Genomic DNA, 14190 nt, shown 5'->3' on the forward strand with positions numbered 1-14190 from the left:
TCATTTTTTGATATATCTTCCTAGAAATATCTATGAGCCACTGCCTCAATCCTAGCTGCAATTTCCAGAATCCAGAGACATCGCCAAAATTGAACTTCTGTCAGGAATGTGGCTCCAAGTTAAAAATAGGCGATCGCTATCGAGCGTTAAGAATCCTTGGACAAGGTGGATTTGGGAGAACCTTTATCGGCATTGATGAAGCATTACCTTCCTGTCCGACCTGTGTAATTAAGCAGTTTTTTCCTGCGGATTTGACTAGTGCGGTGAAAGCGGCGGAGCTATTTCATCAAGAGGCAATTCGTTTAGATGATTTGGGCAAGCATCCCCAAATACCAACTTTGTTCGCTCATCTTGAACTTGACGGCAAACAATATCTAATTCAAGAATTTATTGATGGACAGGATCTGCTAAGGGAATTGCAGGAGCAAGGAAACTTTAGCGAAGCCAAAATTCGGATGCTGCTGGGGGACTTATTGCCAATTCTGCAATTTATCCATGAACGGAATGTGATCCATCGTGATATCAAGCCCGAAAATATTATCCGTCGGCGCTTTCCGAGTACTTCTGGTTCAATCGCCGCAGGTAGTCATGTGTTGGTGGATTTCGGAGCGGCTAAGTATGTATCCACTGCTGCCATAATGGAAACAGGTACAAGAATTGGTAGTGCCGTGTATGTCGCGCCAGAGCAGGTAAGAGGAAAATCAATCTTTGCCAGCGATATTTATAGTCTAGGTGTAACCTGTATTCATTTGCTTACCAATGTCTCTCCCTTTGAGTTGATGGATATGGATGGGAATTGGGTTTGGCGAGATTTTTTAGCTAATACTTCCATTAGTCGGGGATTAGGAGAAGTTCTCGATCGCATGGTTTTAGCGGCTCCTAGTCAACGCTATCAGACAGCTCAAGCAGTTTTAAATGATCTCAAAAATGCGAATTCTTCTAACTATCAAGTCTATGTACCGCGTCTAGCCAAATCTGTTAAAAGAAGCGCGATCGCCAAAACCAATATCACCCCCATCTCTGTCCCTAAGCCACCAATTCAAGCGATCGCACCACAACTATCTCAATTCTCCTTTGAAACTGCGACTGTAAAAATTAATCGCATTGGTGTTGGTAAGTTAGCGAAAACACTGTTACAAATCAATACCAAACAAAAAATTGGGCGTTCCTATTTTGAAACCCTAGGCAATATTCAAGGTAAGCCAATTAGTCTGGAAATGGTATTCATCCCCGCAGGCAAATTGCAAATTGGATCACCGATTAGCGAAAGCGATCGCACTAAGGAAGAAAGTCCACGTCATATTGTGAATATTCCTGCTTTCTTTATGTCCCGTTTCCCCATTACCCAAAGACAATGGAAAGTATTGATGGATAACAATCCTGCTATTTTTATCGGTAATGGCGATCGTCCCGTGGAGAGCGTATCATGGGATGACGTGCAGAGCTTTTGTCAGCAAATCGTTGAGCGTACTGGCAAACCCTATCGCTTACCCAGTGAATCGGAATGGGAATATGCTTGTCGTGCGGGAACTTTAACTCCCTTTTGCTTTGGTGAAACTATTATGGCAAATCTCGCGAACTACAATGCGGCAAGTCCCTATCTATATGCTCCCCAAGCACTCAGTAGTACTATTACTACTGAAGTTGGTAGCTATCCCGCTAATGCCTTTGGACTACATGATATGCATGGAAATGTCTGGGAATGGTGCGAAGATATTTGGCATGATGATTATGACTTATTGCCCAAGGATGGGTCAGCATGGACACAGGGTAGCGATCGCAGTTGTCGAGTAATACGGGGTGGCTCATGGCGCGACCCTGCTCATTATTGCCGTTCTGCCAAGCGTTCTCGCAATGCGGCAAACCAAGGCGATCGCACTACTGGCTTTCGGCTTGCCGTGACACTGATTTCCTAAATTCCACATTAGAGATGCCACTAACGTAAGAGTTCTGCAAAAGTAACGCTATATGAACGATAAAAGCAAATTAAAAGTCTACTTCTATTGCTTTCCACCAACTCTAAATGGCTATGGAGATTATGCTTCTGCATATCATTACTATCAACATGGAACAGTATGTTTAGGAGAAGGGCTACAAGCATTAGGTATTGAGTTTTATGCTAATGTCAATTTTTGGTTACCATCTCCTGAAGAGCCATTTCTATTCCGTTATGACCCAAATGTCAGCCCCGATGACTGCGATATTGTCATTATCAATGAGGCTTGGTGGGAGAGACAGGGGCAATTTGCGAAATCACTGTGTGACATTCAACATCTACTAAGAAAAAATCGTCCCCATCAAACTATCTTAATTGACCTATCCGATGATAGTCCACGCAAAAACTTTTTAGATCCCAACCTAGCGCGATTTGACCACTATTTTAAATCTCATCTGTCTAAATCTACTCCCATATTTCCTAACACCCATCCCTTTCCCTTTGGCTTGTCTGAAAGAATTATCAAAGAATTAGCTCTTGTACCACCATTCAGTCAACGTCATCATAATTTATTAGTCAATTCCCGTGTTTTCCTCAATGGCGATCACTCGTTGCGTAATTATGTGCAGAAGCATTTTCTACCCAAAATCAATTCTATTATTCCCCTAGAGTCTAAAGTGATCACTGATGCACGCGATCGCGGAGCCTATCACACATTACAATGGGCACAAGCCAGTGGTAGACATAATCCTGGCTATTATGAACTTCTTCTCTCAACTACTACCTGTAGTAGTTTTGGTGGTTACTTTATCTCTCCATTTCCGCGCCATCCTTGGACAATTTTGGGTAGAGCCTGTCGTAAAACAATTACGAAGTTAGGATGGAAAACGCATCGCCTTGTCCAATGGGACAGTTGGCGTTTTTGGGAAGCTTTGGCGGCAGGCTGTGTGCCAATTCACTTAGATTTTGATAAATATGGATTTATCCTACCTGTCATGCCTGAGAATTGGAAACATTACATCGGCATCGATCTCGATAATATTGATGACTCTATAAATCGCATTGCTCAAAATTTAGATCGCCTACCTGAAATTTCAGCCGCTGGTCGAGTATGGGCGCTTGAAAATTACGCTCCCATCGCGATCGCTAAACGTTTCCTAAAAACGGTGGGTATTACACAGGAAATCACTTGAGATCAAACCAAGCAATTTTTTAAAAGTGTTGCTTTGCAACACTTTTAAAAAATTGCTTGGTTGGTTTGCTCGAAAATTGCTGTAGTACTATGGTTTAGTTGATATTGTGAAGACTGCTGAAAGAGCCTAGCTTATGAAAACAACGTGTTTAATCAATAATTTCAACTATAAAGACTATGTTTGTGAAGCGATCGACAGTGCCTTAGCTCAAACCCATCCATTTGACGAAATTATTATTGTTGATGATACTTCTACCGATGGCTCTAATCTAATTTTGCAGGAGCAGTATGCACAGAATCCCCATGTAAAGATCATCATCCATCCTCATAACCAAGGACAACTAGCTGCTGTTACTACAGGATTTCTCCAATCAACAGGTGATATTATCTTTTTCCTTGATGCCGATGATTTTTATCATCCACAATATCTGGAAATAGCTCTAAATATATATAGAGAGAATCCAAACTGTGGCTTCCTTTACTGTCAAATGGGGATTTTTAGTAAAGGTAAAGAGAACTATCAAGCACCCACCGAAGTCCAAATCTCTCAATATCAGAACTATCTTAACGACCGTGGATATTCGATAATTCTAGCTATGGAAATGCAGAGATTTGTGGGTAGTCCTTCTTCTGGGAACTCTATGCAGCGTAAATATTTAAGTGATATGTTACCCTGCACTTGCATAGGAAATTATCGAATATGGGCAGATACATATTTTGTTATTGCCTCGTCGATATTAGGGGCACATAAGTTCTTGATCAATCTGCCATTAGTCGCCTATAGAGTACATGACAAAAATATTTTTTATAGCAATTCGATTACAAGGGATCGATTTAAAGTCTATCAAGATCAACTAGCGACAGTCCAATTTATTACATTTCTGAGCCAGAAAATGAACTATAACCGTCTCCTATTAGCTAGAAATGCTCCCTATGAATTTAAAACTATTGACTCTCCAAACTGGGATTTATTCTTCGATTATTTAAAAATAATGCTGCGAACTCCAGCAAGTGTTCCATTTACACCTAATGGAAGATTAAGTAAATTGCATGGATTTGCTGTGATGTTAAAACATATTCTATCTTTTCAAAAATCTTCAAAACGCTAGTTATATTAACTCACCTTACGCAGATGGAAAATTTGTCCTCACCCCCCAGCCCCCTCTCCCGCAAGGCGAGGGCAGGGTGGTTTCATTTTCGGAAAAGCAAGCAGGAAGGGAGAAGCAGAAAATTTAGAAGGAGGAAATCAGTAAGAATAAGAGCAGGAGAGAATATCAAAAACTTGATGAACCTGATTCGCGAGAACCCGTTGCCCCTGAGGAATCGTCCGAAAGCCAAGGCGACGAACAGTGGTCATGATAAAACAGTGAATAATTGCCCAAATAGTAGGAGCATTACCACCACGACGTAACCCCGTATCCTCTTGAAAAAGGACATCGCGCACCCAATGTAAGCGATTTTCAATGCCCCAGTGTAGGCGAATCGGGTCAAGAAACTGAGCCGCCTTGAGAGACAAGTCAGAAATATAACCAACTGATTCGACAAAAGGCTTGTCATCACGCCAGCCCTCGCGTTCCACATAAATCAAAGACTGTAGAGACGACCATTGTTTACGTAGGTGAGTCGGCGCAGGATAAACCCAAACGCGACGGCGCACTTGACGGCTATGAGATTTGTCAAACTCTTCAGCATAGCTAAGGGCTTCCGTGGTTTGATGTAAGTTATCCAAAATCTTGAGCAAATTCGGTTGATTATTTTTGAGCGCAATCAAATAATGCTGTTCCTGTTCAACAATTAATTTCACCGTATCTTTTTGGCAATGTAAGGCATCTAGGGTGAAAGAGGCTTTCTGCCCTTGTAAAGAGGTAATCACTTGTTTAACGACTTCGATTTCACTAATTTGTTTGTTTTCGGATACGGCAAGGGCTATTACTTCTCCCGTTTCATGGGTAAAGGCTGATACGGTACTGGTAAAGTTTTGCCTAGAATCAGTCTGATTGGAGACAGTACATTTGATGCTTTTTCCGTCCATCGCCAGCCATTGCCCTGATTCGCCTGTATAGCTATTTCTACACCACTCGTTAAATAGTTTAACTATTGGCTCAATTTCTACTCCTTGAATGACACGACGAAAGGTCGAATATGACGGGATTCGACTCTCTGGTGCTAGCTCTAGCCTTGTTTGTAGGGTTTGCCAATGTTTCTCACAGAAATCTGCTAAGGGTCGATATCCGTGATAATTACACAATACTCCCAGCAAGGTTAAGCACATGACTAGCCATAGTGGATGTCGCTTACCTTTACTTTTCCGATGGTCTGGGATCTGCTTTAATTGTTCTATAAAGTTCATGGTCTGGTTTTGCTTTTTGTTTAGCTCTTAACAGACCATTTTTTACTATTTTGGCTTTGCTGTTTTTCTGTAATCCCTTCTCACTATCACTTCCCGAAAATGAAACCACCCTGCTCTCCCGCAAGGCGAGGGGGAGAAAGATTTAATTATTTTCTTGTTCCCCTCTCCTGCGGGAGAGGGGCTAGGGGTGAGGGCTTTACTAACCTTCTGCGTAAGATGACATATTAAGTCGCCCGCGTAGCGGGCGACTTAATATATATCTGATGGTTACTCTTGCGTAAATTACCTAGCGCTCATGAATGGGAATATAGGTGACATCATGCAAGCCTGTATACATTTGAGTTGGGCGGAAGAGTCGGTTATCGGAAAGTTGTTCTTTCCAATGAGCTAGCCATCCCGGTACACGAGCGATCGCAAAAATAGTCGTAAACAAATTACTAGGAATGCCCAGTTTCTTGTAAATCAATCCTGAATAGAAATCGACATTGGGGTGAATTCCCTTACTGGCAAGCTTGTCATAGGCTTGTTTTTCTAGTTCTAGGGCAATGTCGTAGTAAGGATCATGACCGAATTTATCAAACAGTTCATGGACTAAGTCCTGAAGTACGATCGCTCTAGGGTCTTTGACCTTATAAACCCGATGTCCAAAGCCCATGAGCTTTTCTTTGCGCTCAATTTTGCGTTCTAAATATGTGGTCACATTGTCCACTGAGCCGATTTCTTCAAGCATTAACATCACCTGCTCATTTGCGCCACCATGCAAAGGACCAGCTAAAGTCCCGATCGCGGAAGTCATCACTGCATAGGGATCTGTCAAAGTCGATGCTGTCACCAAAGCCGCAAAGGTTGACGCATTGACCGTATGTTCAGCATGGAGAGTTAAACACACATCAAAAATACGAGCCGCAAGTGGATCGGGAATCTTCTCATTCAACATATAGAGGAAGTTGGACACATAATCCAAATCATCGCGAGGCATCACAGGATCATTACCTTGGCGCATCATATGAAAAGCCGCCACCATCGTTGGCACTTTTGCCAATAGACGTACCGTTGCTTGGTAGATATAGTCGAGATCGTGGAAATTTCCCAAAGGATAAAACATCCCTAGAGCGGCAACACTAGTTTGTAGTGCGTCCATAGGGTGAGCATTATCTGGAAACGACTTAATCATGTCGCGAATACGATATTTGATTCTTCGTCTATGGGTAATATCGTGTTCAAATTCATTTAGTTGAATGGCTTTGGGTAAGTCACCGAAGATTAATAAGTAACTGGTTTCAAGGAAATTACTATACTTGCAAAGATCCTCGATACGGATGCCCCGATATTCGAGCAAACCTGACTGTCCATCAACATAACTTATGTTTGATTGGGTTGCAGGAACTCCTTCTAAACCAGGCTTATATTCTCCGATTGCCATATATTAGCTACCTTACAAGATTGATTTTATTGATTTCTGTGATTATTTTATCTCTATAGCCTTTTCCAGTCTATTTTAAAGTACAGGTTTGGCTTCTCGCCGTTGCCCGTTTGAAAAGCGCTATATCTATGTAGTTTATGATTATGCACCTAGCGCCGTAAGAATGTACAACAGGATGCATATCGCTATATTTTGCTTATCTAAAGTCATTCTTTAGGTATTGCTAAAGATGACAGGATTTTAGAGCTTAGGATAATAGCGCCAAAGTATTTCCCATCCTAGCGGTTTGATTAATTTACGGGCTGATCTGAAGTTTCTGATTGCCATGCATATTTGCGGGTTGCTCAATTCCGCACAATTGCTACGTCCTAAATTATTGGGGCTTTTAAGTTAGCAAGGCTTAATTAAATGTGAGATGCCTTAAGTACAACGTAGCGCATTAATTTTAGGAGTCAATTATGGGTTCTGCGATCGCTATCCTGTCCTAAGTTTAATTCCAACAACTGACTTAAAAATTGGTATGAGCGTAAGCAAGGCTCACGCTCATACCAATTGAAATTAAGGGTTTAAATAGGCGATAGATTGTCACTATCTAGTTTTTTATTGAAATGGGTTGTTGCCATATTTGCCGAATAGAGAAGCTTCACCCTTAATGACGGCTTTACCGAGGTTAAAAGCTGCCCAGAAAACTACCAAGACAATAGGTCCTAATACGACTAATATTCTCCAATCCATGTGCTTACACCTAAAAATTAAATAGAATTAAATAGAAATTGCTTTTAGCCCCTATTATGACAGTAAAACTGTCCAAAAAGGTAGAGGTCTAGGGGCTTACCCAGCTACTTTGTCAGCTTTGTTTGACTAAGTAGCTGACCATAATTAAAAATCAAATTTAAGTCCTATAGCGCAGTTACAGATTGTGCTACAGGGCTTTTGGCTTTGTATTTAATTGCGCCTAGCTACTTAGTTCGTGATATATGTCATCTGTCTAGTTTTAAATTTTTATGGAATACTGGCAGGCTTTTGTTTTGGGGATTGTGCAAGGACTAACTGAGTTCTTGCCGATTAGTAGCTCAGCACATCTCAAGGTTGTCCCCGCACTTTTTCACTGGAATGATGCTGGTGTGTCCTTTGATGCTGTCATTCAACTGGGAAGTATTGTGGCGGTAGTTAGCTATTTTTGGAAAGATCTCAGTAATATTACGCTGGGTAGTATTGAGGCTATTCGCAAGAAGCAATACAAATCACAGGAATTTAAGCTAGCTATAGCGATCGCCTTAGGTACAATTCCCATTTTGTTTGGCGGCTTGCTGATTAAAGTTTTTATCAAAGACTATGACAACTCACCTTTACGGAGTTTGACCGCGATCGCGATCGCCTCAATTGTGATGTCTAGCCTACTCGCACTAGCCGAAGTGTTTGGTCAAAGAGGCGATCAACAAGAAAAGCGCCATTTTCATAGAGTCCGCGTCATTGATGGCATCTTAATGGGATTAGCTCAGGCGATGGCACTTGTTCCCGGTGTATCACGCTCTGGTTCTACGTTGACAGCAGGTTTGTTTTTGGGATTAGATCGGGTTGCTGCGACCAGATTTTCATTTTTGTTAGGAATTCCTGCAATTACGATCGCAGGTTTAGTGGAGTTACTGAGCATTGTCAAAAAAGGTTTTGATGTTGGTGCTGGACAATTAGCGGTTGGACTCATCTCTTCGGTAATTTTCTCGTACCTCGCGATCGCATGGCTTTTGAAATTTTTTCAAACCCATACTACATGGGTATTTGTCGGCTATCGATTAGTCTTTGGGGCGTTATTACTCACAGGTGTAGGCTTAGGCTGGTTTAAATAAAAAAAGAGAGTTGCGGCGCGAAGCGCCGCAACTCTCTTTTTCAGGAAATAAGCAAATAAATTTTCACTTCGCGAAAATTTATTTGCTTATTTCCTGTATAGTTATAGATCGCACGATCTTTCATGCTCGGATCGGGTTATTTGCAAAATTGATGAAGTCCTTTTGTCAATACCTGTACGGCATCTACTAAATATTTAAACACCATGAGTTACGCAATCATTGAAACAGGCGGTAAGCAGTATCGCGTCGAAGTCGGCAGATTTTATGACGTTGAATTACTAAGCGCCGAACCAGACAGTAAATTGACTATTGATAAGGTTTTACTTGCCAACTTAGATGGCGACATCTCTATCGGTCAGCCCCTAGTTGATAATGCAACTGTTGAAGTTACTGTGCTGCGCCATTTTAAGGCAAAAAAAGTAATCGTTTATAAAATGCGTCCCAAGAAAAAGACTCGCAGAAAGAACGGTCACCGCCAGCCCCAAACTCGCATTATGGTTGAAGCGATCAACCTAAGTGGTAAGGCTGCTTAATCAAAAAGAAAAGTCACGAAGTGACTTTTCTTTTTGGCGCTTTTTAAGAGAGTTACAAATGTTTGTTTCCCTACCGAAAACAGGGAAACAACCCTGTAATTCACTGGTCTAAGAAACGCTATATTCGTCTTTTAATCATTAAGAGGATCAAAAACAAATGGCACATAAGAAAGGTACGGGTAGTACAAGAAACGGTCGTGACTCTAATGCTAAGCGCCTTGGTGTAAAGCGTTATGGTGGTCAAGTAGTTAAGGCTGGTAGCATTCTTGTGCGTCAGCGTGGTACTAAGTTCCATCCTGGTAATAATGTTGGTCGCGGTAGCGATGATACTCTATACGCAACCGTTGACGGTGTTGTTACCTTTGAGCGCTTTGGTAAGACCCGCCAAAAGATCAGTGTTTATGCACCTGTAGCAGTTGCATAAGACATTTGAAACGGTCTTTGATAGAGGGTTTGCGTAGCAAACCCTCTATCAAAGACCAAAAGTAAAAGCCTTGCTACGCAAGGCTTTTACTTTTGGTCTTTTAAAATTTGCCAGCTTATCCCGAACTGACGTTAAGTAATGAAAGCGGCGCATTGTGTTCGCATTTTTGTTCATAAAAAAGCAGCGCATTGCGCTGATTTTTTATTGGTTTTGATTATTTTTGAGTGATTCGTATTGCTGCAAAATATTTTTGAGCTTGTCGATCTGGATAGGTTTACTAATATAGTCATTCATCCCTGCTTGCCGACAGATATCTTGATCGTCATGGGTAGCATTGGCAGTTACGGCAATTATCGCTATGGGAGGAAGTTGGGATTCGAGTTCTTGATTACGAATATATTGTGTTGCTTCTAAACCGTCCATTTCGGGCATTTGAATATCCATCAGGATCAGATCGTAGGACTTATTAGCGATCGCCTCGATTACTGCTTGTCCATTTTCGACAACATCAGCTTGATATCCCAAATGCTTGAGTACGCGCAAAGCCACCTTTTGATTGACAAGGTTATCTTCAGCTAACAGGATGCTCAAGGGAGTCGCTACTGATGATGGCGGAGACGGATTGCTAAGATTGGCGTTATGAGGATTGTAATTTGGAGCTTCGTTGCTAGATACAGATTGATCGAGATTCCCTAAAGTATCCATAACTTATGGTGGGTGTTATTTAGTTGCCATATGCTCTTAGCCATGAGATGCGATCGCCTATCAGTTAACCCATGATTTGTGGTACGCGGAAAAAGTCTTCATCGCGATCAGGGGCACAATCTAGTAAGATTTCGCGCTCGGTAAATGGTTGCAATATATCAGGACGAGTCACATTAACCGTATTCACTGCTCTGGTGGTTGGCTCAACCCCTTCAAGTAAGGGATCAAGTTCATTAAGCTGTTGGAAATAGTCCAAAATGCTATCTAGTTGCTTTGTGAAGGAAATTTCTTCAGCTTCAGTTAGCTGTAAACGTCCCAAATGGGCAACGTGACGCACTTGTTCTCTATCAATCATAATTACTATCTAAATTTGGACAAATTTTATTTACTTAATATTTATCAGTCTGAAATCGCGCATTCTAGAAGAAAAGATTTATATCTGCTCGACCAGTAGTTTTGAGCCAGTTTTGAGCTTCGATGTAGTTATTGGGGGCAAGACGGATTGCTCTTACCCAATGCTCGGCAGCTATATTGAAATATTCTTCCGCCTGTTCTTCATCTTGAGCATTTTCCCCTTTGTGGTGATAAATCACGGCGACATTATTTAGAGCTTGGGGCATCCGAGGATTAAGATCGATCGCCTCTGCATAGTATTCAAGAGCTTTGTCATGTTCACCATTACTGGCATGAATTAAGCCCATGTTGTAGTAGATATAGCTGCGATCGTAGGCATTCTCTTCAAGTTTCAGGGCTTCTTCATAGTTGCTTAAAGCTTCGGCATATTCACCATCACCCTGAGCCGACATACCATCACGGTAATAGGCAAATGCTTCTTTTTCTTTCTGACTGGCAGGAAAGAGTTTTAAAATCGTGTCGGCAATAACGGTAAAGGTTTGATCGACGAAGTTGTCATTACGTTGCGATCTAGGCATAGTTCTTTATATATTTGCAATTCTATTTGCAGTCAGTTATTAATCAGCATATCAAATAAAGCCATAGGGGCAATTTACGAATTGTCTCTATGGCTGTTAGTTTATAGCAATTTCCAAAATATGAGTTGCGGTGCTTTGTACCGCAACTCATATTTTGGAATTAAGCAAAATTTGGAATTATAGCTGTCGCCATTCAAAAAACAACTAGTGTAAGGCGGCGCGAAGCGCCGCCTTACACTAGTGACTATAGCTATAACAAACCTGCGGTGCACGCTGCACGTGTGCCGCAGGTTTTGTTAGCAACCAGTTACTTAGCTAGAGGCGCTTGTATAAAATCTCAAAGCAAATTGCCAAAATTTATTAGAAGCATAGAGCAAGGCGATCGCTAAAAACATCGAGCCAAACGTCCATATAGCTTCGCCTCGACCTAACAGAGCTTCCGCAGGGACTGTAGTCAAAAAGGCGATCGGCACAACAAAAGTAAAAAAGAAACGGTAAGAGGCAGGGTAGGCAGCCATCGGATATCTACCTGATTCCATTAAGCCCCGTAACACTTCCGTAACGTTATAAATTTTTACAAACCAAATGCTCGTTGCTCCTAGCATAAACCAGATGCTGTAGAGACTAATAAACCCAAAGGTTAGGGGAATTAGGCTGAAAAGATAATTGCTTAAACCTAGACCGAGCTTGTTACCTGCATATAGCAAAATACAAAAGCCGAAAATTAGATTTGGAAATCCCCAAGGTGAGATCACTCTTGCTGAAAGCCAAAATTGGCTACTGATTGGTTTTAGCAGGACAAAATCTAGCGTACCATTTTGGACATGCTGGACGATTTTGCTCAAGTTAGGCGCGAGAAATGTGGTCGAAAATCCTTCGAGGATTGTAAAGATGCCAAGGACAACGATCGCTTCTTCCCAGCGCCATCCCGCAAAGGTATAACCAGTGCGGTAAAACAAAAACAAGCCAAATAAGCTGCCTGCTAAGTTACCAATACTGCTCAATGCAGCGATCGCAAAATTAATTCGATATTCCAGTTCCGCAGCGATCGCCGTTGACCAGAACAGCTTAAGGGTATGTAGATATCTACTCATAATTCAATTTTGCATCAGAAACAGCCAAGAATGAAGACAGCACCCTTGGCTATTTCTAATGTGAGCAATTAATTAGGCTCTAGGCGTAGCCACGACCTCTAGGGCGATCGTTAGTACGCTCACCACGAGGTTTAGCCTTATTAACGCGCAGGGTACGTCCCAACCATTCAGCTTCATTAAGTGCGGCGATCGCAGCTTCTTCCTGAGCATCATCCTCCATATCCACAAAGGCGAAGCCCCGAACCCGACCTGTTTCTTGGTCGGTAGGCAATTGCACACGCTTTACAGTGCCGTAATCAGAAAAGACGCTTGTCAAATCTTCTTTAGCAGCTTGATAAGACAAATTTCCAACGTAAATAGTCACAGTCAGTTCGCTCCAGAAAAGAGATCGATATAATAATTTAGCCAGTCTTCGGAAAAGACTCGCTCGATACGAGATCTCACAAATCCAACCTAAATTTCAGCTTTGATATAAGTTTACCGTTTACCCGCAACAATTTGCGTAGGCTGTATTACAAAGCTTTGTATAAGTGATGATATACAGATATCAAAGTGGACAAAAAAATAAATTCCTTACTAGAAGCGGTATTTATGGCAATTTGCGATCGCCTATAAACCTGTTTTTCTGAGCTTAAATTCAAATTTCTTTCCAAAGGTATAGGTTAAATTAACTAGGCAATTTGAGATCTTTCACTAAATTTCAGATTATTTGGCAGAATATGAAAATAATTTGAAAAATAGTTTTAAGAATTCTCTGCCAAAACCATCAAAACAATATTGATAATTATGGATATCACGAACTATATAAAAATTTGCAGAAAATCATGAATGGACGTAATCAGTTATTGTCTCTTGCCTTGATCGCCTTAACCTCTAGCTTAGGTGCTTGGATTTCGCCATTAGCCAGTCAAACACCAACGCCAAATGTAAAGGCACAAAATGGTATCCAACTTACATTGCAGGCAAAAATTAATCCCACACTAGGGATTAACAAAATTACGCCACAAGCTATGGAGCAAGCTAAGCTTGTGCTAGAGAAGCGCATTAGGGGTTTAGGTATTTCTGAAGCAGTAGTTACGATTGGTGATCACAACCAGTTGCTTGTGAAGTTACCAAGGGTTAATGATCCTAATCTAGCTAAGAGAGTAATTGCTACAACTGGTCAGCTTGATTTTCGTAAGCAAAAGAAAGGTACGGAAAGTGAACTGAGAGCAAAACTACAGATTTTACAGACGGCGAAGTTGCAGCGCGAAGCTCTTAAAAATTCTGGCGATCAAAAGGCGATCTCTGAAAATGAAACTACATATAAAAAGAGCATTGAAGATCTCAAGAGTATCTTTGAAAGTACAGGCTTAACGGGCAATATGCTCAAAGATGCCGTTGCATCACCATTTGATGGTAGTTCTGAGATTTTGCAAATTGTCCTAACTTTTGATATTCAAGGCGGTGATTTATTTGCCAAAGTCACTGGCGAAATTGCTGGTACTGGTCGAGCCTTAGGCATTTTCTTAGATGATCAATTAATTAGTTTTCCATCCGTTGGTTCTGAGTTTCAAGGAAAGGGCATTACAGGTGGACGAGCCGTAATTACTGGCAACTTTACTTCAGATGCAGCCAATGAACTAGCTTTACAGATGCGCTCAGGTGCATTGCCTTTTCCTCTTGAAATTATTGATTCCCGAGATTTTTAAAGTTTTGCTAAGACCAGAGAAATTTTTGAAAGTGTGGCGAAGCCACACTTTCAAAAATTTCTC

The 14190-nt window shown here is 41.3% G+C and carries 15 protein-coding genes; 7 read left to right on the plus strand and 8 right to left on the minus strand.

Going from position 1 to position 14190, the window contains the following annotated elements:
• The first annotated feature begins 32 nt into the window (after positions 1 to 32).
• The 3 genes from HC246_RS11335 to HC246_RS11345 all read left to right on the plus strand — a co-directional run bounded on the left by HC246_RS11335 (position 33) and on the right by HC246_RS11345 (position 4237).
• The gene (locus HC246_RS11335; RefSeq protein WP_169363478.1) at positions 33 to 1916 is read left to right on the plus strand and encodes a bifunctional serine/threonine-protein kinase/formylglycine-generating enzyme family protein; all 1884 of its coding nucleotides are present in this window, start codon (positions 33 to 35) and stop codon (positions 1914 to 1916) included.
• Positions 1917 to 1968: 52 nt separating this feature from the next.
• Positions 1969 to 3129 (plus strand): glycosyltransferase, encoded by a 1161-nt coding sequence (locus HC246_RS11340; protein WP_169363479.1) that lies wholly within the window; start codon positions 1969 to 1971, stop codon positions 3127 to 3129.
• 133 nt (positions 3130 to 3262) lie between these two features.
• Positions 3263 to 4237, plus strand: coding sequence for a glycosyltransferase family 2 protein (locus HC246_RS11345; RefSeq protein ID WP_169363480.1), 975 nt, complete (start codon positions 3263 to 3265; stop codon positions 4235 to 4237).
• A 137-nt stretch (positions 4238 to 4374) separates the two neighbouring features.
• Here HC246_RS11345 and HC246_RS11350 read toward each other — a convergent pair whose 3' ends face one another.
• From HC246_RS11350 to HC246_RS11360, 3 genes are all read right to left on the minus strand, one after another.
• Positions 4375 to 5478 (minus strand): ISAs1 family transposase, encoded by a 1104-nt coding sequence (locus HC246_RS11350; protein WP_169361865.1) that lies wholly within the window; start codon positions 5476 to 5478, stop codon positions 4375 to 4377.
• A gap of 286 nt (positions 5479 to 5764) precedes the next feature.
• Positions 5765 to 6901, minus strand: a complete 1137-nt coding sequence (locus HC246_RS11355; RefSeq protein WP_169363481.1) for a citrate synthase — start codon at positions 6899 to 6901, stop codon at positions 5765 to 5767.
• Between the two features lie 600 nt (positions 6902 to 7501).
• Complete coding sequence (locus HC246_RS11360) at positions 7502 to 7636, minus strand: photosystem II protein Y (protein ID WP_169363482.1); 135 nt, start codon at positions 7634 to 7636, stop codon at positions 7502 to 7504.
• A 269-nt stretch (positions 7637 to 7905) separates the two neighbouring features.
• Here HC246_RS11360 and HC246_RS11365 point away from each other — a divergent pair, with 269 nt between their 5' ends.
• The 3 genes from HC246_RS11365 to rpmA all read left to right on the plus strand — a co-directional run bounded on the left by HC246_RS11365 (position 7906) and on the right by rpmA (position 9705).
• Positions 7906 to 8748 carry an undecaprenyl-diphosphate phosphatase gene (locus tag HC246_RS11365; RefSeq protein ID WP_169363483.1) on the plus strand — a complete coding sequence of 281 codons (843 nt, stop codon included), beginning with the start codon at positions 7906 to 7908 and terminating at the stop codon, positions 8746 to 8748.
• A 203-nt stretch (positions 8749 to 8951) separates the two neighbouring features.
• The gene (gene rplU, locus HC246_RS11370; protein ID WP_169363484.1) at positions 8952 to 9281 is read left to right on the plus strand and encodes a 50S ribosomal protein L21; all 330 of its coding nucleotides are present in this window, start codon (positions 8952 to 8954) and stop codon (positions 9279 to 9281) included.
• A 157-nt stretch (positions 9282 to 9438) separates the two neighbouring features.
• Positions 9439 to 9705: a 50S ribosomal protein L27 gene (gene rpmA / locus HC246_RS11375; protein ID WP_169363485.1), complete on the plus strand. Its 267-nt coding sequence runs from the start codon at positions 9439 to 9441 to the stop codon at positions 9703 to 9705.
• A 201-nt stretch (positions 9706 to 9906) separates the two neighbouring features.
• Here rpmA and HC246_RS11380 read toward each other — a convergent pair whose 3' ends face one another.
• The 5 genes from HC246_RS11380 to HC246_RS11400 form a co-directional block, all read right to left on the minus strand.
• The gene (locus HC246_RS11380; RefSeq protein WP_169363486.1) at positions 9907 to 10410 is read right to left on the minus strand and encodes a response regulator; all 504 of its coding nucleotides are present in this window, start codon (positions 10408 to 10410) and stop codon (positions 9907 to 9909) included.
• A gap of 64 nt (positions 10411 to 10474) precedes the next feature.
• Positions 10475 to 10765: an Asp-tRNA(Asn)/Glu-tRNA(Gln) amidotransferase subunit GatC gene (gatC, locus tag HC246_RS11385; protein ID WP_169363487.1), complete on the minus strand. Its 291-nt coding sequence runs from the start codon at positions 10763 to 10765 to the stop codon at positions 10475 to 10477.
• Positions 10766 to 10829: 64 nt separating this feature from the next.
• Positions 10830 to 11342 (minus strand): photosystem I assembly protein Ycf3, encoded by a 513-nt coding sequence (locus HC246_RS11390; protein WP_169363488.1) that lies wholly within the window; start codon positions 11340 to 11342, stop codon positions 10830 to 10832.
• A 311-nt stretch (positions 11343 to 11653) separates the two neighbouring features.
• Positions 11654 to 12436, minus strand: coding sequence for an ABC transporter permease (locus HC246_RS11395; protein ID WP_169363489.1), 783 nt, complete (start codon positions 12434 to 12436; stop codon positions 11654 to 11656).
• Positions 12437 to 12515: 79 nt separating this feature from the next.
• Positions 12516 to 12800, minus strand: a complete 285-nt coding sequence (locus HC246_RS11400; protein ID WP_169363490.1) for an RNA recognition motif domain-containing protein — start codon at positions 12798 to 12800, stop codon at positions 12516 to 12518.
• Positions 12801 to 13260: 460 nt separating this feature from the next.
• Here HC246_RS11400 and HC246_RS11405 point away from each other — a divergent pair, with 460 nt between their 5' ends.
• Positions 13261 to 14127: a preprotein translocase subunit SecD gene (locus HC246_RS11405; protein ID WP_169363491.1), complete on the plus strand. Its 867-nt coding sequence runs from the start codon at positions 13261 to 13263 to the stop codon at positions 14125 to 14127.
• Positions 14128 to 14190 lie beyond the last annotated feature (63 nt).

Source organism: Pseudanabaena yagii GIHE-NHR1, from assembly GCF_012863495.1.
Lineage (GTDB): Bacteria > Cyanobacteriota > Cyanobacteriia > Pseudanabaenales > Pseudanabaenaceae > Pseudanabaena > Pseudanabaena yagii.